15 protein-coding genes and 3 pseudogenes are annotated in these 21,880 nt (G+C 70.7%); 6 read left to right on the forward strand and 12 right to left on the reverse strand.

What is annotated here, in order from left to right:
- Positions 1-92: 92 nt before the first annotated feature.
- Positions 93-941 (forward strand): YceI family protein, encoded by an 849-nt coding sequence (locus AB0M26_RS16465; RefSeq protein WP_365260952.1) that lies wholly within the window; start codon positions 93-95, stop codon positions 939-941.
- Positions 942-1,129: 188 nt separating this feature from the next.
- On the opposite strand, the gene AB0M26_RS16470 is transcribed toward AB0M26_RS16465, so the two are convergent.
- Together AB0M26_RS16470 and AB0M26_RS16475 are read right to left on the reverse strand one after the other, a co-directional pair.
- Positions 1,130-1,957: a TetR/AcrR family transcriptional regulator gene (locus AB0M26_RS16470; protein ID WP_365260955.1), complete on the reverse strand. Its 828-nt coding sequence runs from the start codon at positions 1,955-1,957 to the stop codon at positions 1,130-1,132.
- A 68-nt stretch (positions 1,958-2,025) separates the two neighbouring features.
- Positions 2,026-2,379, reverse strand: a pseudogene (locus AB0M26_RS16475) (MFS transporter); the annotation flags it as partial.
- A 186-nt stretch (positions 2,380-2,565) separates the two neighbouring features.
- On the opposite strand from AB0M26_RS16475, the gene AB0M26_RS16480 reads away from it, so the two are divergent.
- Positions 2,566-3,441 carry an endonuclease/exonuclease/phosphatase family protein gene (locus AB0M26_RS16480; RefSeq protein WP_365260958.1) on the forward strand — a complete coding sequence of 292 codons (876 nt, stop codon included), beginning with the start codon at positions 2,566-2,568 and terminating at the stop codon, positions 3,439-3,441.
- 460 nt (positions 3,442-3,901) lie between these two features.
- Here the strand turns inward: AB0M26_RS16480 and AB0M26_RS16485 are convergent, their stop codons facing one another.
- The 5 genes from AB0M26_RS16485 to AB0M26_RS16505 all read right to left on the reverse strand — a co-directional run bounded on the left by AB0M26_RS16485 (position 3,902) and on the right by AB0M26_RS16505 (position 11,589).
- On the reverse strand, positions 3,902-6,229 hold the full coding sequence (locus AB0M26_RS16485) for a glycosyltransferase family 39 protein (protein ID WP_365260961.1): 2,328 nt from the start codon (positions 6,227-6,229) through the stop codon (positions 3,902-3,904).
- Positions 6,226-7,908, reverse strand: a complete 1,683-nt coding sequence (locus AB0M26_RS16490; protein WP_365260964.1) for a bifunctional glycosyltransferase family 2/GtrA family protein — start codon at positions 7,906-7,908, stop codon at positions 6,226-6,228. The genes AB0M26_RS16485 and AB0M26_RS16490 overlap by 4 nt, the downstream gene beginning before the upstream one ends.
- Positions 7,909-7,933: 25 nt before the next feature.
- Positions 7,934-9,436 carry an ATP-binding protein gene (locus AB0M26_RS16495; protein WP_365261057.1) on the reverse strand — a complete coding sequence of 501 codons (1,503 nt, stop codon included), beginning with the start codon at positions 9,434-9,436 and terminating at the stop codon, positions 7,934-7,936.
- Between the two features lie 270 nt (positions 9,437-9,706).
- A complete protein-coding gene (locus AB0M26_RS16500; protein ID WP_365260966.1) occupies positions 9,707-10,444 on the reverse strand; it encodes a response regulator transcription factor in 738 nt (245 codons plus the stop codon).
- A gap of 200 nt (positions 10,445-10,644) precedes the next feature.
- The gene (locus AB0M26_RS16505) at positions 10,645-11,589 is read right to left on the reverse strand and encodes a DUF2797 domain-containing protein (protein ID WP_365260968.1); all 945 of its coding nucleotides are present in this window, start codon (positions 11,587-11,589) and stop codon (positions 10,645-10,647) included.
- Between the two features lie 457 nt (positions 11,590-12,046).
- Here AB0M26_RS16505 and AB0M26_RS16510 point away from each other — a divergent pair, with 457 nt between their 5' ends.
- A complete protein-coding gene (locus AB0M26_RS16510) occupies positions 12,047-12,601 on the forward strand; it encodes a GNAT family N-acetyltransferase (protein ID WP_365260971.1) in 555 nt (184 codons plus the stop codon).
- A gap of 39 nt (positions 12,602-12,640) precedes the next feature.
- Here the strand turns inward: AB0M26_RS16510 and AB0M26_RS16515 are convergent, their stop codons facing one another.
- Both AB0M26_RS16515 and AB0M26_RS16520 read right to left on the reverse strand, forming a co-directional pair.
- On the reverse strand, positions 12,641-13,054 hold the full coding sequence (locus AB0M26_RS16515; RefSeq protein WP_365261060.1) for an SSI family serine proteinase inhibitor: 414 nt from the start codon (positions 13,052-13,054) through the stop codon (positions 12,641-12,643).
- Between the two features lie 108 nt (positions 13,055-13,162).
- Positions 13,163-13,676 (reverse strand): annotated as a pseudogene (locus AB0M26_RS16520) (hypothetical protein); the annotation flags it as partial.
- Positions 13,677-13,991: 315 nt separating this feature from the next.
- Between AB0M26_RS16520 and AB0M26_RS16525 the strand changes: the two are divergent.
- Positions 13,992-15,938, forward strand: coding sequence for a S53 family peptidase (locus AB0M26_RS16525; RefSeq protein ID WP_365260974.1), 1,947 nt, complete (start codon positions 13,992-13,994; stop codon positions 15,936-15,938).
- An 847-nt stretch (positions 15,939-16,785) separates the two neighbouring features.
- Here AB0M26_RS16525 and AB0M26_RS16530 read toward each other — a convergent pair.
- Positions 16,786-17,151 carry a hypothetical protein gene (locus AB0M26_RS16530; protein ID WP_365260977.1) on the reverse strand — a complete coding sequence of 122 codons (366 nt, stop codon included), beginning with the start codon at positions 17,149-17,151 and terminating at the stop codon, positions 16,786-16,788.
- Positions 17,152-17,153: 2 nt separating this feature from the next.
- A complete protein-coding gene (locus AB0M26_RS16535; RefSeq protein WP_365260980.1) occupies positions 17,154-18,422 on the reverse strand; it encodes a helix-turn-helix transcriptional regulator in 1,269 nt (422 codons plus the stop codon).
- 164 nt (positions 18,423-18,586) lie between these two features.
- Here AB0M26_RS16535 and AB0M26_RS16540 point away from each other — a divergent pair, with 164 nt between their 5' ends.
- Positions 18,587-18,826, forward strand: coding sequence for a hypothetical protein (locus AB0M26_RS16540; protein WP_365260983.1), 240 nt, complete (start codon positions 18,587-18,589; stop codon positions 18,824-18,826).
- A gap of 25 nt (positions 18,827-18,851) precedes the next feature.
- A pseudogene (locus tag AB0M26_RS16545) lies at positions 18,852-19,494 on the forward strand (transcriptional regulator); the annotation flags it as partial.
- Positions 19,495-20,399: 905 nt separating this feature from the next.
- Here AB0M26_RS16545 and AB0M26_RS16550 read toward each other — a convergent pair.
- Positions 20,400-21,473, reverse strand: a complete 1,074-nt coding sequence (locus AB0M26_RS16550; RefSeq protein ID WP_365260986.1) for a hypothetical protein — start codon at positions 21,471-21,473, stop codon at positions 20,400-20,402.
- Positions 21,474-21,880: the final 407 nt, after the last annotated feature.

The raw sequence follows: 21,880 nt of genomic DNA on the forward strand, positions 1-21,880 counted from the left end.
GCGCGGGGACGGGGCCGGGGCCGGGCCGCCGACCGGGCAGGAGGCGCGCGATCGGGTCCCGGGGGCGATACGTACGAGGAGCAGGAGCATTGATGACCAGGGGCGGGACAGGCGGCGCGGGCACGGGGCTGCGGGCGCGGGTCCGTACACGGGACGGCTGGGCCGTGCAGCACGCGGTGCTGACCCTCACCGACATGACGGGCGCGCAGGTGCTGCGCGCAACTGCGGACGACGAGGGCATGGTCAGGACGGGTGACCCTTTGCCGGGCGGCTCCTACACGGTGATCGTCACCGCCATCGGCTATGCACCGGCCGCCTCGACGCTGATCGTCACCGCCTCGGGGCGGGCGGACGCCGGCACGGTGGTGCTGGCCAGGCAGGGCGGCGCGGAGCTGCCCCCGCCCGGCACCTGGTCGCTCGACCCCGCGCACTCGTCGGTGAGCGCGGTCGCGCAGCATCTGGGAATCTCCAGCGTGCACGGGCGGTTCACGGACGTCGCCGCCCGGATCGAGATCGCGGAGGACGTGGCCGCGTCGCGCGTCGAGGCGGTGATCGGGGCCGCGAGCATCGATACGGGGAACCGGTTGCGCGACGGCCACCTGCGGTCGCCGGACTTCCTGGACGTCGAGCGCTTCCCGGAGATCGGCTACCGCAGTACGGGCCTGAGCGAGGCCGGGACCGACCGCTGGACCGTGCACGGCGAGCTGTCGATGCATGGAGTCGTGCGCGAAGTCGACCTGAATCTTGCGTACTTGGGGACCGGGCCCGACCCGTGGGGCGGGGTGCGGGCCGCGTTCCGCGCGACCGCGGAGCTGCGGCGCGAGGACTTCGCCATGACGTACAACCAGGTCGTCTCGGCCGGGATCGCGGCGATCGGCACGACGCTCCGCGTCGAACTGGACATCCAGGCGGTGCAGGGGGAGCGGCTGCCGGAGCTGTGACGGGAGCCGTGCGGGGCTCGGAGGAGATCTCCCGGCCCGGTCGGCTCCGCAGGACTGACCTCACAGGATGCCGACCGGCCCCCGGGAGACCGCTCAACAGGACGGGGCGGAATCAGTGGGCGAAGGCAGTGGGGCGAAAGCAGTGGGCGAGAGCACTGGGCGGGGCCGTCCCGTGGGCGGACCCGTCGTCAGCCCGCCTTGCTGTGCCGGTTCTCCTCGCGCGCGGACGCCTCCTCCGCGCCCGTCCCGTCGTTGCCCCGCGCTCCTCCCGCGGCGCGGTCGCGCAGGGCCTCGATCCCGGCGATCGCGCACTCCAGCGCGAACTCCCAGTCGCGTGCCCGCATCTCCCTGACCGATGCACCGCGCCGGGCTTCCATGAGGTTCCTGGAGTCGTCGAACTCAGGACGCCCCTCGACCGTGCCCATCACTTGCCGAAAGAACTCGTCCTGGCTGACGCCCGCCTCCTGGCACCGCTCGTTGAACCGGCCTTCGATCGTGCCGAAGCCGTAGGCGAACTGGAAGACCAGGGAGAGGGCGCCGGGCAGCTGCTCCGGGGAGAGCCCGCTGCTGCCCAGGATGCGCCGGGCTGCACTCGACACGGCCAGGGCGTTGGGGCCGACGTTGAGGTGCTCGCCGACGAGCCGCGACACCCAGGGGTGGTTGACGAAGAGATTACGGTACTGCAGGGCGAGTTGGCCGAGCTGTGTGCGCCAGTCGCCCTCGTCCTCGTGGGGCAGCGCGATCTCGCCCGAGACGGCGTCGAGGGCGAGTTCGAGCAGATCGTCCTTGGTGTTCACGTACCAGTAGACGGACATGGCCGTGACGCCCAGCTCGGCCGCCAGCCGGCGCATCGAGAACTTGCCCGGCCCTTCGGAGTCGAGCAGCCGTACCGTCGCCGCAACGATCTTGTCGCGGTCCAGTCCCTCGGGCTGCTCGCTCCGGCGTTTGGGAGCCGGGCGGCTCGCCAGCCACACACTGGTCCGCGGGCGACCCGCTCCGCGGTCGGCACCTGCCATGGCGCACCCTCCTCCAGCTCGTACGGGCAAACGGACCGAGTCGGTCCGGTCGCCCGCCTGCACCGATGCTATGCCGCCTGGACGGGTGAGTGTGCCCCGTCGGCCCGACGCAGCAGCACCGCCGCGAGCACCCCCCGGCCAGCACCGCGGCGGAACCGACGAGCCGACCGGTCTCCAGGCCCGCCGCGAAGGCGTCCCGGATCGCCTGCCCTGTCCCCGCCACCGCGGGCGGCCGCAAGCCAGGCGTGAAGCGAACGGCGCGATACCGTTCCGACGGAGGGTGAAACGAGCACGGCGAAGCGGGAGTTCAGCACGGCGCTCGGAACGGCGACGCCCAGGCCGTTGCCGACCTCGGTGAGCGTGCCGTTCACCGCCGCGCCCACCTCGGCCTGCTCCGGCGGGATGGCGCTCATGAAGGACGAGCCCGGCGGCCGAGCAGCCGCTTGCGGCCGTATCGGTCCGCGGGGCAGCCCGTCGTGAGCAGCAGACCCGAGTGGCCGAAGGCCATTCCCGTACACCGCGCACCACACTCTTTTACGCCGTACAGCGAGACTTTCCACGGCCCCTCGGTTACCGTCGAACGCACCGTAGCGATCAAGGAGGCCCGGATGCCAGTGTGCCGACACATCGCTCAACTGCTCTTCGCCGCAGGCCTGTTGAGCCTGACGACCGCTCCGCCCGCGCATCCCGCCGGACCGATCGACGACAGCAGATACGTGCGGATGAGGATCGCCTCGTACAACATTCATTCGGGCATCGGGAGCGACCGGGTGTTCGACGTACGGCGGACGGCGGAGGCGATCCGCTCCCTCGATGCCGACGTCATCGGACTCCAGGAGGTCGACGTCCACTGGGACGCGCGCAGCGAGTGGCGCGACCTGGGCCGCGAGCTGGCGGACCTCCTGGGCATGCAGCTCTACTTCGCCCCCATCTACAGCCTGGATCCGCCCGCGGCGGGCCAGCCGCGGCGGGAGTTCGGCGTCGCGGTGCTCTCCCGCTTCCCGATGGTGAGCACCACGAACCACGAGATCACCCGACTCTCGACGCAGGACCCGAACCCGGAGCCGGCGCCGGCCCCCGGCTTCGGCGAGGCGGTCGTACGGACACGTGGTGTGGACGTCCATGTCTACAGCACGCATCTGGACTACCGAGGGGACCCGTCCGTGCGGAAGCTGCAGGTCGCCGACACCCGGCGGATCATGGCCGAGGACTGCGACAGCCGCGGCCGGTGCCCGCGGCAGGTGCTGGTCGGGGACTTCAACGCGGAGCCGGGGGCGCCGGAACTGGAGCCGCTGTGGAACGAACTCACCGACGCCGTACCGGACCTGGGCGGCCCGACGTTCCCGGCCAAGGACCCCGTGAAGCGCATCGACTACGTCACGGTGTCGGAGGGGGTCGGCCTGCGGTCGTCGGTGGTGCACGAGACACTGGCCTCGGACCACCGGCCCGTGGTTGCGGGTGTGACGATGCGGCGCGGGAACTGACGGACCGCCGCGTCGCGCGGCGACACGGTGGCCTGCGGACTGGGTGCCGCGGACGGCGTGGATGGCGCGGGGCGGCCTACGGGGGCGGCGCGGCGGTGATGGCGCGGCGGCTCGAGGCTGTGCGGCGCGGATGGCGCGGCGGCTTGCGGACCGGGTGCCGCGCGGCACGGCGGCGTACGGGCGGCGCGGCGCGGATGGCGTAGCGGCCCGAGGCTGCGCGGCACGGATGGCACGGCGGCTTGCGGACCGGGTGCCGCGCGGCACGGCGGCGTACGGGCGGCGCGGCGGATGGCGCAGCGGCCCGAGGCTGCGCGGCACGGATGGCGCAGCGGCGTACGGGCGGGGCGGCGGGCTGCTCGTCGATGCTGGGCGGGGCGGCTTGCGCCCGGCTGGGCGGGGCGGGCCCGGCATTGCGCCCGGTCCGCCCCGCCGTCCGCTGGTGTCCTCCTCCGCGGTGCTCCTACGCCTCGTCCTCCTCGTCGGATACAGGGTCGGTCAGGTCGTAGAGCGTGGTGCCGTCCACGGTGACCTGGGTGAAGGTCTCCTCCACCCATGAAGTGATGACGGAGGAGGCGGAGTTGGGGGACCGGCCACCGGGCGCTGCGCCGCCGCCCTGGCCACCGCCCGGACCCGGCTGACCACCGGTGCCGCCCTGACCACCGGTGCCTCTCGGGCCGCCTCCGGCGCCCGGCCCCGTGCCGCCGGTGGTCGAGATGAAGTAGTGGATCCTCCCGTGCTCCACGTACTCCTTGAACTGTGCGAGCGTCGGGGAAGGATCGCTACCGTTGAAGCCGCCGAGGGGCATCACCGGTTCCTCGGTGGCGAGTTGGTAACTCGCCGCGTTCTGCGCGCCGACCGCCGCGGCGATCCAGGTGTACGCGCCGGCGTCCTGCTCCAGCTCGGCAGCGAGTTCGGCGCTGACCATCTGGCCGTTGAGGAGTCCGTTCATGCCGCCGCGACCCGCGCCGCCCTGTGCGCCGTTCTGCCCCGTACGACCCTGCGGACCCTGTTGGCTTCCGCCGCCACCGGGTCCGCCCTGGCCACCGGCCGCGCCCTGCTGACCGGGCAGGCCCTGCTGACCGCCCTGGCCCTGCTGCCCGGGCTGCTGCTGCGTCCCGCCGCCCTGTCCAGGACCGCCGCCGGGACCACCCTGCCCAGGAGCAGCGCTCTGTCCAGGGGCACCCTGCCCAGGGCCGCCCGGCCCACCGGCTCGGCCCGCGCCGCCCGACACCTGCGGCCCCGCTGTCACGATCCCGCCGGAGTGCGGGCTGTCGATGGTGCTGAGGGTGTACGCGAAAGGTCCCGCCAGAGAGGCCGCCAGCCCCAACCCGGCCGCGCCCAGGGCGAGTCCGCGGCCGGTCCGCCCCCCGCCGAGCATCAGTCCGGCGGCCGCGACGAGTCCCCCGACCAGCACCACCCAGCGCAGCCACGGCAGCCAGTCGGCGCTGCGTCCCAGCAGGACGTACGACCAGACCGCCGTCACGGCGACCGCACCACCCAGCACCGCGGACACCGCGGGGCTCTTCCGCCGCTCCCACAGCACCACGGCGCCGATCCCGACGAGCGCGGCGATGTACGGGGCCAGGGCGACGGTGTAGTACTCGTGGAAGATCCCCGCCATGAAGCTGAAGACCGCGGCGGTCATCAGCAGCGCCCCGCCCCAGGCCAGGAATGCCGCGCGCCGCACGTCCGTACGCTCGTCCCGCCGCAGCAGCACGAGACACGCGACCAGAAGGATCAGTGCCGCGGGCAGCAGCCACGAGATCTGGCCGCCGACGGAGTCGTTGAACATCCGCCCGATACCGGTCTCACCCCATCGGCCGCCCCCTCCCGGGCCGCCGCCACCGCCGACGCTGCCGGTCTCCTCGCCGTTGATCCGGCCGAGGCCGTTGTAGCCGAACGTCAGCTCCAGGAAGCTGTTGTTCTGCGAACCGCCGATGTAAGGCCGGGAGTCCGCCGGCCACAGCTCGACGATCGCGACCCACCAGCCGCCGGAGACCACCATCGCCAGTCCGGCGAGGGCGAGTTGGCGGATCCGCTTGCCCATGGCCGTGGGAGCGCACACCGCGTACAGCAGCACCAGCGGCGGCAGGATCACCAATGCCTGCAACGTCTTGACCAGGAATGCCAAGCCGAGCGTGACGCCCGCCAGGACCAGCCACTTCGTCCGCGCGGCCTCCAGCGCGCGCAGCACGCAGGCCACGGCACAGGTCATGAGCAGGGCGAGCAGCGCGTCCGGGTTGTTGAACCGGAACATCAGCGCCGCGGCCGGCGTCAGCGCGAGCACGCCGCCCGCGATCAGTCCGGCCGCCGGTCCGAAGCGTCGTTTCACCGACGCGTACAGCACGCCGACGGCTCCGACACCCATCAGTGCTTCGGGGACGAGGACCGCCCACGAGTTGAGCCCGAAGGTCTTCACGGACAGGGCCATCGGCCACAGCGCGGCCGGAGGCTTGTCGACCGTGATCGAGCTCGGGGCGTCCGACGCCCCGAAGAAGAACGCCTTCCAGCTCTCGCTCCCGGCCTGGGCCGCCGCCGAATAGAAGGAGTTCGCGTAGCCGGAGACGCTGAGGTTCCACAGGTACAGCAGCGCTGTCGCGAGGAGCAGCGCCGCGAGCGCCGGCCGCGCCCAGCGGGGGTCGGCCGACCGGGCCGGGTGGCTCGGCCCCGCCGGGCCCACCGTTCCAGGTGGGGGCGGATACCCGGTCCCTCCGGAGCCCGCTTGCCGGGCGTGGGCGCCTGGCTGGTTTCCGGCCCCGGGGTGGGACTCGTGGCTGGGCCGTGTCATCGAACGCTCCTGGAGTCGTGGCCGTGGAAGCCGTGGCCGTGGAAGCCGTGGCCTTGGGAGCCGTGGCCGTGGAAGCCGTGGCCGTGGAAGCCGTGGCCGTGGAAGCCGTCGCGGTGGGAACCGTGCCCGTCGGGACCGTGGCCGTTGAAGGCCGCCGAGTCCGCCGGTTCCACGACATAGGGATCGCCGTCGCCGTACCGGCCGTCGCCGTACCGGCCGTCGCCGTACCGGCCGTCGCCGTATCGGCCCTCGCCGTACGGGCTGCCGTCGCCGTACCGGTCGTTCGGGTGCGGGTCCCCAACCTGCGGTGCCAGCGTCTCCGCTCCGGCGGAAACGTCCCCGTCGGCCGCGAAGCCCGCGTACACCGGCATGGACGCGTGGCCGTACGCCCGGTCGTACGAGGTCGCCGCCTCCGCGTCGACCGTCTTCCGCCCGGCCGGGAAGACCCAGGAACGCAGCAGGAGGAAGCGCAGCACCGTCGCTGCCAGGTTCGCGGCGATCAGGACCGAGAGTTCCGCCCCGCGCGAGGGACTGCCGCCGCCGACATGGAGTGCCGCGAGCGACCCGCTGGTCAGGGCCAGCCCGATGCCGAACACCAGGAGCCCTTGGGCCTGGTGGCGCACGGCCCGCTCCCGCCCCCGTACCCCGAAGGTGAACCTCCGGTTCGCGGCGGTGTTGCCGACGGCGGACAGCAGCAGGGCCAGGGCGTTGGCGACCTGGGCCCCGGTGCCGAGCCGCAGCACGGAGTAGAGCACGAGATAGACCAGCGTGCTCAGCGCACCGACCGCGCAGAAGCCCAGCATCTGCCGCGCCAACCCCTGGGGCACGCCCTGCAGTTCACGGTCGCGCGGATCGTCGCCGAAGGGACGGCGCGCCCGCGCGAGCGGCAGCGCACCCGTGCCGAGCGCGCGCCCCACACGCCATACGCCCTTGAGGTCCTCGACCGCCGTCCGGACGATGTCCACCCGGCTGTCCGGGTCGTCCACCCAGTCGACCGGCACCTCGTGGATCCGCAGGCCCGCGCGCTCCGCGAGCACCAGCATCTCGGTGTCGAAGAACCAGCCCGTGTCCTCGACCATCGGCAGCAGCCGCCGCGCCACGTCCTGCCGTATGGCCTTGAACCCGCACTGCGCGTCGCTGAACCGTGCCGCCAGGCTGCCCTTCAGGAGAAGGTTGTAGGCGCGCGAGACGAACTCCCGCTTGGTGCCGCGGACCACGCGCGAACTCCGGGCGAGGCGCGAGCCGATCGCCAGGTCGGAGTGGCCGGAGATCAGCGGGGCGACAAGCGGGAGCAGCGCGTTGAGATCGGTGGAGAGGTCGACGTCCATGTAGGCGAGCACGGGCGCCGGGGACATGGACCAGACGGTGCGCAGCGCGCGCCCGCGGCCCTTCTCCTCCAGCCGTACGGCCGTGACCTCGTCGAGCCGGTCATCGAGCCACGCCGCCACTTCCGGCGTGCGGTCGGAGCTCGCGTTGTCGGCGATGGTGATCCGGAAGGGGTACGGGAAGGTGCGGCTGAGGTGGTCGTGGAGGCGGCGGACGCAGGGGCCGAGATCCGTCTCCTCGTTGAACACGGGGACGACGACGTCGAGGACGAGTGCGTCGCCGCGTTCCCGGCGCTGCACGGTCGGCAGAGGTTCGCGTGCGGGCAGTGCGCCCGGTGAGGTTGGAGTTCGCATGCTCCGACACTCGGCGGCCGCCCTGTCACGGCTGTGTGATCCGCCTGTGCCCTGCCTGTGAGTCGTACGGGGCGGCGCTCCCCGTGGGCCGCCCCGCCCGCGGCAGGTGGACTGCGAAGACCGTACGGCCCGGCACGCTCGCCACCTCGACGTGGCCGCCGTGCGCGCTCACCACGGCCTGCACGATCGCCAGGCCCAGCCCCGTGCTTCCGGCGGCGCGAGTGCGGGAGGCGTCGCCGCGCGCGAAGCGCTCGAAGACGTGCGGCAGCAGGGCGGGCGGGATCCCGGGGCCGTCGTCGGCGACCTCCAGCCGGACGGCGGCCGCGCCCGCACCCGTGCCGCCTCCCGGTGCCCGCGTCACGCGCGCCGTGACTCTCGTCCCCGCGGGCGTGTGCGTACGGGCGTTGGCCAGCAGATTCACCAGTACCTGGTGGAGCCGCTCCGGATCACCCCGTACGAGCGCGGGCTCGTCGGGGAGTTCGAGCCGCCAGTCGTGGCCCGTACCTGCGGCGCGGGCATCGCTCACGGCGTCCACCACCAGCGGCGAAAGATCGGTCTCGGCAAGGCTGAGCGGCCTCCCGGCGTCGAGGCGGGCGAGCAGCAGCAGATCTTCCACGAGTGCGGTCATCCGGCCCGCCTCCGACTCGATGCGGCCGAGCGCGTACCGGGTGTCCGGGCCGGTCTCCTCGCGTCCGCGGCGGGTCAGTTCGGCGTAGCCGCGGATCGAGGCGAGCGGAGTGCGCAACTCGTGACTGGCGTCGGCGACGAACTGCCGCACCTGCGTCTCACTGGCCTGGCGCGCCGCGAGAGCCGAACCCACGTGCCCCAGCAGCCGGTTGAGCGCCGCGCCCACCTGTCCCACTTCCGTGTGGGGATCGGTGTCGTGGTCCGGTACACGCTCGTGCAGCGCCACCTCGCCGCGGTCCAGACGGAGTTCGGACACGCGGGCGGCGGTCGCGGCGACCAGGCGCATCGGACGCAGGGAGATGCGGATCATCGCCGTACCGGCCAGACCCGCGGCGGCCAGCCCCGCCGCCGCCACGCACAGCTCGGCCACCACGAGTGTGCCGACGGTGTCCTCCACGGCGCGCAGGGGCAGTCCGATGACGATGCTGCCGCCCCGCGCCTCGCGGTCGGGCACGGCCTGCAGCCGGTAGCTGCCGAGGCCCGGGACGTCGATCGTGTGCGGCTTGCCGTCGAGCTCCAACGACGCGACCGCATTGGCCTGTTGAGCAGTGAGTTCCTCGGTCTCGCCGCGGTCGGTGCTGCGTTCGGCCGAAACCGCACCCCCACCGGCGAGCACGGCGCCCAGGGTGCCGGGCGGCTGTCCGGGGCCGACGAGGAAGCCGAGCCGGTTGCCGTCGATCTCCTTCGGCGGCGGTTGCAGGACACGCTTCGCGATCCCTTGGAGCTGCCCGTCCGACTGACCGATCAGGTACGAGCGCAGGGTGATGGTGGTGACGCTGCCGATGATCGCGGAGACGACCGCGATCAGCGCCACACACGAGACGACGAGCCGCGTGCGCAGCGACCACCGGCGCCGGCCCGCACGCGCGCGCCGCGGAGGCGAGGGGGAGGCGGCGGCGTCCGGGGGCGAGGCGGACGCGTACGGCGCGCGGACGCCGGGAGCGGGACGCGCGTGCCCCGGAACGGGATGCGAGGGGCCGCCCGGCCAGGGAGTCGAATGGGCGGGCCCCGCGGATGAGTTGCCGCCCCGAGCGTGGGGCGATCCATTGTCCGGGGTGCTGGGCGGCCCGTCGCCCGGAGCACGCGGCTGCCGCGGCGGGATGTGCACGGCTCACTCCCCCGGCTTGATCAGGTACCCGGCCCCCCGCCGGGTGTGGATCATCGGCGCCCGTCCGGCGTCGATCTTCCGCCGCAGATACGAGATGTAGAGCTCGACGACATTGGCCTGGCCGCCGAAGTCGTAGTTCCAGACCCGGTCGAGGATCTGCGCCTTGCTGAGCACCCGCCGCGGATTGCGCATCAGATAGCGGAGCAGTTCGAACTCGGTCGCGGTGAGGTGGATCGACACCCCGCCCCGCCGGACCTCGTGGCTGTCCTCGTCGAGCACCAGATCGCCCACCACCAGCAGGGACTCCGTCCTGGCCGCGGAAGCACCGGCTCGCCGGAGCAGCCCGCGCAGCCGGGCCACGACCTCCTCCAGGCTGAAGGGCTTGGTGACGTAGTCATCACCGCCCGCCGTCAGCCCCGCGATGCGGTCCTCCACGGCGTCCCGCGCGGTGAGGAACAGCACCGGCACGTCCGGGATCACCTGGCGCAACCGCCGCAGGACGGCGAGACCGTCGAGGTCGGGCAGCATGATGTCGAGCACGACGGCGTCCGGCCTGAACTCCCGTGCGGTACGGAGGGCTTCGCCACCGTCCCCGGCGCTGCGCACCTCCCACCCCTCGTAGCGCAGGGCCATGGACAGCAGGTCGGCGAGGGCGGTCTCGTCGTCGACGACGAGTACGCGGACGGGCGTGCCGTCCGGACGGAGCAAGGGGGAGCGCTCGTGAGGCGAGGTCCTGGTCATGCTCCCGACCATCGGGCCGACGCCTGAGAGTCCGCTTTCGCCCGCCTGTGAATTCCCTGAGAATCACGGCCGCGCTCAGTGGCGAGGACAGGCCCGACGGATACGTGCACCCGACCTGCCGGTGAGGAGCGGGAGGCCGAGAGGAAGGCCAACGAGCGGCACGGTTTGGCGACCCCCTTGAGCAGCCTCGCGGATACCCGTCAGAAGAGCCCGTCCTGTACCCCGGCGTCCCGCGCCCGACCGCCGGCGCCGCATTCCCGTACGGACGCCGTCGTCGGCACCCCCGCGGCCGCGGGCCGCAGCCGGCGGCCCGCCAGGAGGCGTCCGTCGAGCACGAGCGCTCCGCCGTTCCCCGTGGCGAGATGGAGGTCCGGCCCGGCCGCGCCAAGCAGTCCGCCTGCCACCACGTCGCTGTCACCCAGCTCCGTGACCTCCTCCACCCGCCCCTCCACCGCCCGGGCGGCCAGCGCGTCGAGGCCGAAGGCGGCCGTGTGGTCGACCGGGACGAACGGCTCCCGCTCCAGCGACTCGGGCCACTCCGGCAGCGCCGCCACGCGCGCCTGCAGCGCGGCCAGTTCGGCGAACCTCTCCGCGACGGGCGGCAGTCTCGTGCGCGCGGCGCGCTTCACCCCGTACGGGACACGGTCCTTCACGCCCAGTGCCGCCCCGAGCAGTTCCTCCGTCCGGCGTGCGGCCATGAGCGGACCGCGGCCCAGCCAGCCGTACGCCACGGCGCCCTGCTCCAGGAGGCGTGCCGCGCCGCGCGCCGCCGCCGTGATCCCGACCTTCAGCAGACCGGGGCCGAACCAGGCGAGATAAACACGGTAGGGCCGGGAGTCGTCGGCCCGGGTGTCGGCCGCGACCGACTGCGACCGGTCGAGCCGCGCGCAGTCCGGGCACTGCCCTCCCGTGCTGCGGGCGGGCACGGGCGCAGCAGCCGGGCACAGCGTACGGCGGCCGCCACGCAGCACACCGGTGCAGACGCGTCCGCCCTCCACGACGAACGCCACTGACTCACCGGGGGACGGGACGCTGACACGCTCGACGACCCGGCCGCCCGGGGCCGCCCGGTACCAGCCGAGCCGCGCGCCCTCCGGGCGCCAGACCACCCCGGCGCACCGCCAGCCGTCATCCGCTGCTGTCACGGGGTCCCCTCGGAGCGCATGCCGTACGAGCAGACACCGTCCGTGTCCGCCGTCCTCTCCATCCTGGTACATGGGTCCGACATCGGCCGGACAAGGCCACGGCCCTGCCCCCGTACCTGGGCGAGGAGTTCGTTCCCGACCGGGAAGGCCGCCTCCTCCGGCCGCAGGTCTGCCGCGACGTCCGAGCCCCTGCGCACACGTGCGCATGGATCTCCCGGACGGGCAAGGGCATTGCGTTCCTCGGCTTCCGGCGCATTTCCACGCCGGGTCGGCGAGACTGGGCACGGCCGTCCGCACGGACAAGCACGAACAGCAGGGCCGTACGGACAGCACGCACAGCACGCACAGCAGGACCGTACGGACAGCACGGACAGCACCGACCCACACGTAACCCACCGACCACGGCGCCCGCACCGAACTCCCGCTCCGGGCCAGGGCACACGACCACGGAGGACCCATGCACGTCACGTCGTTACCCGTCACGACCGACCGCCTCGTCCTGAGGCTGTTCACGCCGGACGACGTCGACGACATGTACGCGTACCAGGGCCTGGAGAGCGTGGCCCGCTACCTCTACCGGCCGCCGCGCACCCGCGAGGGCTGCGAGGAGGCCGTCGCCCGGAACGCGGCCGCGACCCGGTGGGAGGAGGACGGCGACGCACTGACCCTGGCGATGTGCCGCCGTACGGAGCCGGGCGTCATCGGCGAGGTCGTCGTCAAGTGCGCCAGCGCGTACGCCCGTCAGGCGGAGATCGGCTGGATCCTGAACCCCGAGCACGAGGGCCGGGGCTATGCGACGGAAGCCGCCCGCGCGCTGGCGGTGATGGCCTTCGACGACCTGGGGGTGCACCGTCTCTTCGCCCGCATCGACGTCGAGAACACCGGCTCGACGCGGCTGTGCGAGCGCCTGGGGATGCGCCGTGAGGCCCACCTCATCGAGAACGACCTCGACGGCACACGCTGGGGCAGCGAATACATCTACGCGTCGCTCTCCCACGAACTCAAGCGCTGAGCCCGGCACTTCGCCGTCCCCGTCCGCCGCCGGGACCCGTCAGAAGCGGAAGACGTTCCCGGTGGCGGCGGACAATTGGCAGGCATTGGCATACGTCTTACGCCAGGCGACCGACTTGCCCTGGTACGTCCCCTTGGCCGAGGCCGTAACAGGGTCGAACTCGTCCGAGCAGACGCCCGGTTCCCCGGGCAGCCGGTCCAGGTCGCCCCGGGCCCGCCCCAATTCGGCACATGCCTCGGCGGCCCGGGGGTGCAAGCCGTCCGGCTCGGGGGGGCACCGCAGCAGTACACCGCGGATCCAGGTCTCGCTGCTCCCGCTCACCGTCAGGACCAGGCCCTTTGACGGTGTGGGGTCGAGCGGCCGGTGCAGCGCCGCGGCCGGCCCGGCGTGGGCGGTTCCGGCGAGTCCGGTGCTCAGGAGTACCGCCGCGACCGCGGCGCCGATCTTTCTCATGACGGGCCAACGAGCCCGCCCCGCTGACGTCACCGTGGGCAACTCTCGGGGGCGCTTCTCGGGTCGGCAGTCACGCAGTTGGCCCCGCAGCAGGACCGGAGAGCCGTTGAGGACCGAGGAGAGGGCCTCCTCCCCGGAGTCGACGGTCAGGCCGTAGTAGTACTTCACCTGGACCTGGGCGCGGGCGTACGTGCAGCGGTACGACGTGCGGCTCGGCCACCAAGTGGTCGGATCCTGGCCGCCCTTGGCCTGGAGGACGTTGTCCATCACCGCGAGCGGCTGGGTGTGGGTGAGGTCGTTGGCGAGTTGCTGCCACTTGGTCGGGGTCCAGTTGTAGCCCGCCCGGCGCGGGCCGGCGGCCGAGTCCCACGCCTCCGCGAGCGGGACCAGGTGGTCGACGTCCACGTCCGCGGCGGGGGTCCAGGTGGCGCGTACGACGAGTACCAGGTGCCGCTGGTCGCGGCGCAGGAGGAGTCGTCGAAGCCGCCCGAGCCGTCGCGTTTGAGGAGAGTCTCGCGGGAGTTGCAGGGCCTCTGATGGTGATCCGGTGGGGGAACGCATCCCGACTGCAGCCGGTGCGGGAGTGCTCCGCCGTGACCCTGAGCGAGGAACGCCAGAGGCGCCGGGAATCCTGGGAACGCCCGGCCCACGAACGCCATGAAGGCCCGTCAGCGGTGCGCGGGTCGGCGGGAGCCGAGAACGTCTCCCGGGGGGCCGCGTTCGACGATGGCGCAGATCCAGCGCCGAGCACGGCTCGTCCCTCCGGACGGCCCGCTCTCCAGGGGGATTTGCACTTTATGCGGTCGCGCGCCGCATATGCGATGACCCGCCTTACGATTTCTTGGCATGCCCATTTCCCCCACCTAAGGCGATGGCCGCAAGAGTGACGCGGAACTGTGTGCCGTCACACCAGTGCCACCAGACCGCAGGGGGTTACATGAGATCCACCCGAACCACACGACGCGCCGGGCTGGCCTTGGCAGCGACGCTGCCGATGGTCGCCGCAGCGCTTGCCATGGGCGTTCCCGCCGCCGGCGCCGAGTCCGGGCCGCACGGCCGGGACTCGCTGCGCGGCACCCAGCCGCTGTGGGCCACCGCGAAGGCCGACCTCGGGCCGACCGCCGATGCTACGCGCGTCAACGCCCGCGTGTACCTCGCCGGGCGGGACGCCAAGGGGCTCGCCGCCTATGCGAGGGCAGTGTCCGACCCGCACTCGTCCTCGTACGGCAAGCACCTGACCGCACGTCAGACGAAGGCCCGCTTCGGTGCTACCGGCGAACAGATATCCAAGGTCACCGCCTGGCTGAAGTCCGCAGGACTCGAGGTGACCGGGCGCAGTGCCCGCTACATCACGGTCAGCGGTACCACCGCCGCCGCGGAGAAAGCTTTCGGCACCGAGTTGCACAACTACCGCAAGGGCTCGAAGACCTACCACGCCCCGTCGCGTACGGCCTCCGTCCCGGAGTCGCTGAACGGCGCGGTGCTGACGGTCGTCGGCCTGAACAACGCGCCGCGGCTCGTCAGGCACCACGCCCAACTGCCCCCGCCGCCCGCGGTGTTCCGCAACGCCGGGCCGTTCTCCTCGTACTACGGCTCCAACGTCGCCAAGGACCTGCCGTCCGCGTACGGCGAGAAGCAGCCTTACGCCGTCAAGGGCTACACCGGGGCACACCTGCGCGCGGCCTACGGTGCGGGCAGCCGGACCGGCAAGGGCGTCACCGTCGCGATCACCGACGCGTTCGCCTCGCCGACCATCACCGAGGACGCCCAGACCTACGCGGTCAAGCACGGCGACAAGCCGTACGGCCAGGGCCAGCTCTCGCAGGTACTGCCCAAGAAGTACAAGAACATCAAGGAGTGCGACGCCGCCGGCTGGTACGGCGAGGAGACCCTCGACGTCGAGGCCGTGCACGCCGTGGCGCCCGACTCCGACATCGTCTACGTCGGCGGAGCGTCCTGCACCGACGACGACCTGCTCGACTCGCTCGGCAAGATCGTCGACGGCCGGCTCGCGGATATCGTCTCCAACTCCTGGGGCGACATCGAGGCCAACCAGACTCCGGACCTCGCGGCCGCGTACGACCAGGTGTTCCAGATCGGCGCCGTCGAGGGCATCGGCTTCTACTTCTCCTCCGGTGACGACGGCGACGAGGTCGCCAATGCCGGTAAGAAGCAGGTCGACACCCCGGCGAACTCCGCGTGGGTGACGGCCGTCGGCGGCACCTCGCTCGCCGTCGGCAAGGACAACACGTACCAGTGGGAGACCGGGTGGGGAACGGAGAAGGCGGTGCTGTCGAAGGACGGCAACAGCTGGACCGACTTCCCCGGCGCCTTCACTTCGGGCGCGGGCGGCGGCACGAGCCGTACCGTGGCGCAGCCCTTCTACCAGCGTGGTGTCGTCCCGGCGAAGCTGGCGAAGGCCAACGGTACGACCCCGATGCGTACCGTTCCGGACATCGCCGCCGTGGGTGACCCGAACACCGGCTTCCTCGTCGGCCAGACCCAAGCGTTCCCGGACAAGTCGCTGAAGTACAGCGAGTACCGCATCGGCGGCACCTCGCTGGCGGCCCCGGTGATCGCGGGTGTGCAAGCACTGGCGCAGGAGGCCCGGCACGGTGTGCCGATCGGTTTCGCCAACCCGGCCATCTACCAACGGTACGGCACCCCGTCCTACCACGACGTCACCGACCACCCGCTGGGCGCGGGCAAGGGCCTGGGCGTCGTGCGGGTCGACTACACCAACGGCATCGACGACAGCGAGGGGGTCACCACCTCGTTCCGTACGCTGGGCGCCGACAGCTCGCTCAACGCGGTCGTGGGCTACGACCCGGTGACGGGCGTCGGCTCCCCGGCGCCGGGCTATGTGAACTCCTACCGCCACTGACGCGGTCCGAGAACGCAGCAGCTGACGGCGGGCACGATTCCCGGATGCTGTTGGTGAATCCGGGGTCTGCGTGACGACGGCCTGTGCGACCCCGTTGGGGTCGTGCAGGCCGTCGTCGTGTTTCTGGTGTGGGTTCGTGTCGTTGCATGGGATGGATCTGGCGGAGATCCCGGAGGAGACCGCGCGTGTGGCCGACGTGGTGTTCCCGAATGGGATGTCTGGCGATGCCGGGGCGTGATGCGCTTGGCCGGTGCGCCTACCGCCTCCAGCGGCAGGCCCTCCCTCATCGCACGCGGGCACTCGATCACGCGGTGAGGCACGGGGAGTTGAGGAGATGGCACAGCGTGAACCGAACGTCTCCCTCGCCGGTCTGCTCACAGAAAGCCGGTGGACACACCGTCAGTTCGCGCGGACGGTCAACCGCATCGGCGCGGAGACCGGCACCCCCTGCGCTACGACGAATCGGCCGTAAGCCACTGGCTCAGCGGCACGACCCCGCGCAGCCGCGCAGTGCCGTGCGCGCCTGCATCCTCGAAGCGTTCTCGCGTCGCCTCGCACCCCCATCACCCACACCGAGGCGGGCCTGCCAGTTCCCCACGGTCAGTCCCCCACGGGCACGGATACCGTGGAAGGTCTGATCGACCCGGGGAGGCAAGACATGGACCGGGGCAGTTCCTTGGGGCGGTCCTCCGCCTTGGCCCTGATGGAGCGCTGCTGGCGGTGATCACGGGCGGATGTGTGCCGCCGTTGCCGTCAGGGTTGCCGTCAACGGAGCGGTGCCCTCTAGCTCGCAAGGCACGGACTGCCCGTGCATGGTGTTGGCCGCCTCTCGCACGTCGGGCAGCGGTCAGCTCAGAGACTTTTCGATGGCCTCGAAGATGTCCGAGTCGGTTTCCTTCTGCCAGTCCGGAAGTTCAGGCCAGTCGGCCACGTAACCCGGCTTGGGGTCTTCGAAGTGACTGAACATCTGGGCTGTCCAGCAGGTTGCGACGAAGCGGCCCTTTTGCTCGCGTGTCAGCCGCGTGGCGTGGCGGTTGCTCACTTCGAGGAACTGGCGGACCTGTTCGTAGACGGCGCCCGCTGCCTGACGTTCCCATTCCGGCGTGTCTTCCCAGGGCGTCACGTAGCTGGGCTTGGGCTCGCCGGGGAAGTGTTCCTTCACCCCGGCGATCCAGGTTTCCCGGAACAGCCGTGCGCCCTCGGTCTGCGCCATGCCTACCCCTCTCCTCGCGCCGTGCTCAATGCGCCGATCTCGGCTCCCAGCTCTGCCACACGGCTGTCGCGGACCAAGGGACCGAAGTCGGCTCGTAGGTTCCGGAGTCTACGGGCGACGTAGCCCGAGGATGATTCTCTGGCGAGTTGTAGAGCCTCCCTGCCGAAGGTGACGACCTGCTCAGGGTCCCGCCGCTTCGCACCGATCGCTGCGAGGTCGGTCAGGACGGCCCCCCGGCGTCGGTACGACTGTCCCTCGGCGAGAGCACGATGCTCCAGCGCGCTCGTGAGCGTTTTCTCGGCGAGGTCGAGGCGCCCGAGCTGTACATAGCGGGCTCCTCGCTCCTCGGCCAGCCGTGACCCGTCGAAGCGCAGCCATCCTCCGTTTGTCCCCGGTCCGGTGAGGTCTTGCACCTTGTCAGCTTCGTCCAAGGCGCGTTCGCACGCGTTCAGATCGCCGAGGCCGGCGTGCGCTTCTGCCTGGACGGAGGCGACCCAATGGCGGGTGGACAGCGTGCCGTCTCCGCGCTTGGCGAGTCTCGCCGCGGCAGACAGGATGCTTACGGCCTCGTTGTGTCGTCCCTCGTGCACTTCGACGTATGCGTGTCGGACCAGCGCACAGGCCCACAGATCGAATGACTTTGCTTCCCTGCTCGCTGATGCAGCCAGCGTGTAGGAGGCAGCGGCGTTGGTGTAGTGGTTGCCGTCGAAGGCGAGTTCCCCGGCAAGCTGGAAGAGATCCCCGGCCACTCCGCACAGGGCACGGGTCGTTGCCTTCGAGCGACCATCCAAAGTCCGGCTGAGCGCGGTAAGTTGCTCGCGAACGATGGGATACAGGGAGCCCTTCGTGCGGGCAAGCTGGTACACCTGCCAGAGATGAGTGTTCATCCGCAGGAAGTCTTCGGACGACCCTCGACGGACTCCCTCTCCAAGTACTTCATCCTGGTCGACAGCCAGAGAAGCAAGGGCGCCGGATACCGCCATTGCCCGTAGGAATTCACGTCGGATCATGTCGTCAATGGCCCCCGAGCCGGAGTCGTTGCGTATGGGCGGCTCTACGAACTCTTGGACGGGGTTCCGTGGCTGCGCCACCAGAGAGTCGAGACCGGCAAGATCGACTTGCAGCACCTCCGCCAACTTCGGCCGTAACGGCGGCTGAGGCACGGTCCTGCCACTCTCCCAGCGACCGACCGTTGTGCGATCGACACCAAGAGCATGGGCAAGCCCTTCCTGACTGCAGCCCAGGACTTTTCGCCGGTCTGCAAGGCCCACAGCGGCCCCTTCCCCCGTATCGATCCGTCCCATGCAGGTGGCGTTTCTGTGCATCGCGTGTGCATCAAGAGTGCCGCATGGATGCCGTGGAGCCTGCCAACTCGACGCGGTTCCCTTGTTGTTGTCACCGAATGGAACGGCGGAACGGACGAAGGGGTGCGCACATGGAGGCGGGGAGAGTTGATGCGCTCGGGGGCGAGTCGTTCCAGTTGGGCGCCATCGTCAAGGACACGGGAGAGCGCAACGGTGTCGGCATCGTGATGGGCCAGGAAGGACCGTACGTCCAACTTCGGCCCGTGAGCGGGGGCAAGGAATGGGATGCCAACCCCAGAGACGTCCGACCCCTGACGGCCCGCGAGGAGCTGAGCGTTCGTCTCGCCGAGCGGAACGAAAGGTCCCGGTGAGACAGATGAGGCTATTGGCCGTTACCTGGAACTGGCCGGAGCAGCCGAGGACCACCTGACCTACTGCACAACTCTGCGCGGCATGAGCGTGCAGGCAGTAGACCTGCACCACGGGGCCAAAGCCGTGGAACTTGCCGACGCCGCTTCCACCTCCTCGCCAAAGGCCGGCCCGCGCATGCGGGCGTTTCTCGCAGGTCAACAAGCACACGCCGCTGCGCAGACAGGCGATCGTGCAAGCGCACTGCGGTACATCCGCGAGGCTGAGGCGGCCATGGACCGGGCGGAGTCCCGCGGCAAGGCCTTCGGCTCGTACGACTCCGCGGCGCTCAACTACCACATCAGCCAGGTCCGTTATGAACTCGGCGACGTTTCCGGCGCTGTCGAGGCCATGCAGGAGTCGAACAAGGTGCGCTACAGCGTCTACCGCCGTACCCGCGTGCGGCACCGCGCCACCCTGGCTGAACGCCAACTGGAAGTCGGCCACCTGGAAGCGGCATGCAGCCACCTGGCACCAGGCGCTCGACGACTACCCCATGGTCCAATCCGGCCGCGCCGACGACCGGATCAAGAGCATGTTCAGCCTCCTCCGACCCCACTTGAAGAACACCACCGCGCGCGACCTCTACGACCGCGCACGAACAGTGGCCCCACCATCACTGGTCGGCTGACCCGCGCAACCGAAGCACCGGCAAGAGCCGGCACATACGCGCAGGGTGCAGGCACACGAGCACCAAGCCTCCCGACGACCGAGGTTGAGGCGAAAACAGGGGGCCGGCCACTCGCCGACTCGGCCGTGATCGCGTGGCAGCAGCGCAACTCCATCCCATCCAGCGCCCGTCAACACGATCAAACGTCCCGAATCTCGGCCGGGCATCCACGGGCAAACCAAGAAGCCCTGTAGATCTCTCCACAGGGCTTCTGAGCTGGTGCGCGCTCGGCAGGATTCGAACCCTGCAACCTCTTGATCCGTAGGCAACCTAGAATGCCATTCGACCAGGTCACGCTCATGATCTGACGGGTGGCGCAAGTCTCCTGCAGTCCGTGGAAGTCCGTAGTCGTCCATCGTCGTTGTCACGCAGTTCGACACTCATGTTGCGCCAGCCTGGACGAACGGCCATCGCGGGCGTGGCCCGCGGCGCGAGGTCTTTCCAAGCCGTCGGGAGGGCGGCCCTGTAAGGCCTCGGTATCCCGTTCGGGGAGGTAAGGGGGCTTTGCCTCCGGGGGTTTCGACAAGCTTCTCCGTCAAGGCCGTTCACATGCGCCTGGGGGCGGGCGCAGAAGTCTTCGGGTGGGCCGTGAGCCTGGGCAGTTGGGCCTTGGCGATGTCGCCACCCCTCGGACAGCCCGCTTCATGAAAGCGGGAGGCTAGATCATGCTGAAGGTCGCCTTCCCGGCCGCGGTGCCCCAACGGATCCTTTGACCCGCGACGCTGACCAGCGACCGCCGCTCAGAAAGCTGCGGTCAGCTCAACCTCCTCAGGTATGGCCTCCATCTGATGAACGACGACAGATCACCTGAGCAGGGCCGGTACCGGCGCTCGGCGCCCAGGATACGGGCTCGGCAGTCTGGGGCGTCAGTCGGCGCAGTTGACGACCTCGCCGGTGCCTTCGGCGTCCGCGTTGCATCCTCCTGCGGCGATGGCGGTGTTCATACTGCTCGTGCCCAGGCTGCTGGCCGTCGCGGTGCTGTTGTCATTGTTGGCGACGGCGATGTTGTTGCCCCCGGCGCCCGCGAATGCGCTGGTGTTCGCTCCGACGGCGACGGCGGTGTTGGATCCGGCTCCTGGCGCGCCGGCGAGCGTGGCGGTGCTGTTGGGCCCGACGGCGATGGCGACGCCTGACCCCATGGGGCACCGCGCCGAGCCGCGCCCGATGAGCAGGATGCCGTTGACCCTGACGCAGATGTTGCCGACGCTCGGTGGTGTGCTGGTCGGCGGCTGCGTCCTATGGGGCTTGTTCTGATTTTGCTGCGAGGTCTGCTGAGCGCCGTCCTCGGGGCAGGTGACGAGGTTGTTGTTGCCGTCGGCGTGCGCCGTGCAGCCGACGGCGAGAGCGGTGTAGCCACCGAGGCCGCTGGCCGCGTTCCCGGTCGCGGTCGCGGTCGCGGTCGCGGTCGCAGGGTCTTTGGCGGCGGTTGCGATGTTGCCGTCGCCTTGGGTGGCATAGGCGGTGCTGCCAGTGCCGACGGCGACGGCGGTGCTGCTTTGACCGTTGAGCGCGTGGGCGATGCTCTGGGCGCCGACGGCGATGGCCGCACTTCCGGGTGCCGACTGGCACTGAGCGGTGCCCCTCCGTGCCACTACCCGAGCATTGATGCTGATGCAGTAGTCGGATTGTTGTGCCGGGGTGCCGGGGACCTCGGCACCCGGGCCGCTCGCGACGTTGCCTGCGCCCGCGACGTTGCCTGCGCCCGCGACGTTGCCTGTGCCCACGACGTGGCCGGTGCCTGCGGTGTGCCCGGAGCCGACCAGGTTGTCGCGCCGGCCAATGTTGTTGCCATGGCCGTACACGACCGTGTCGCCGTCTGCGTAGCTCGTGCTCGGCGCGGAGTCGTTGTACCGGTCGTCCGCTTGGGCGGTGGACATGCCCACACCCGCGGAGACCATGGCCACGACCGCCGCGACTCCAAGCCGCACTCTCTTATGCATACCGTCCTCTTTTTCGGATGAGTGGGTTGACCTGCTTTGCGTCGGAACATTAATTGCGCACAGATGTAACAGAATTTGATTGGCCCGATCGTGGGCCAAGCCTCGCAATGCGAACGGACAAGGAACGTTCGGAGCAACACCGGCAGGACTTCGCATCTCATACGTTGTTCTGAGTGCCGTGGACGCCGATGCCTGAATGGGCGCGTCCTGTCGGCGATACGCGGAACGTGCCACCTCCGGTTGAGTGAGGGATTGTCAGGGTCGCCAAGGTCGTTGCAGACCGGGCGAGTTGGGCGCCGGGATGCGGCATTGCCTCGTACCCCACCGGGAGCTGGGTGGTTGTCGTCGTTGACGGTCTTCATTGGTCGTCCTGGGCTTGCCTACAGGCGGCCCCGATAGAAACATCG

It is taken from the genome of Streptomyces sp. NPDC051776, from assembly GCF_040681345.1.
Taxonomy (GTDB): domain Bacteria; phylum Actinomycetota; class Actinomycetes; order Streptomycetales; family Streptomycetaceae; genus Streptomyces.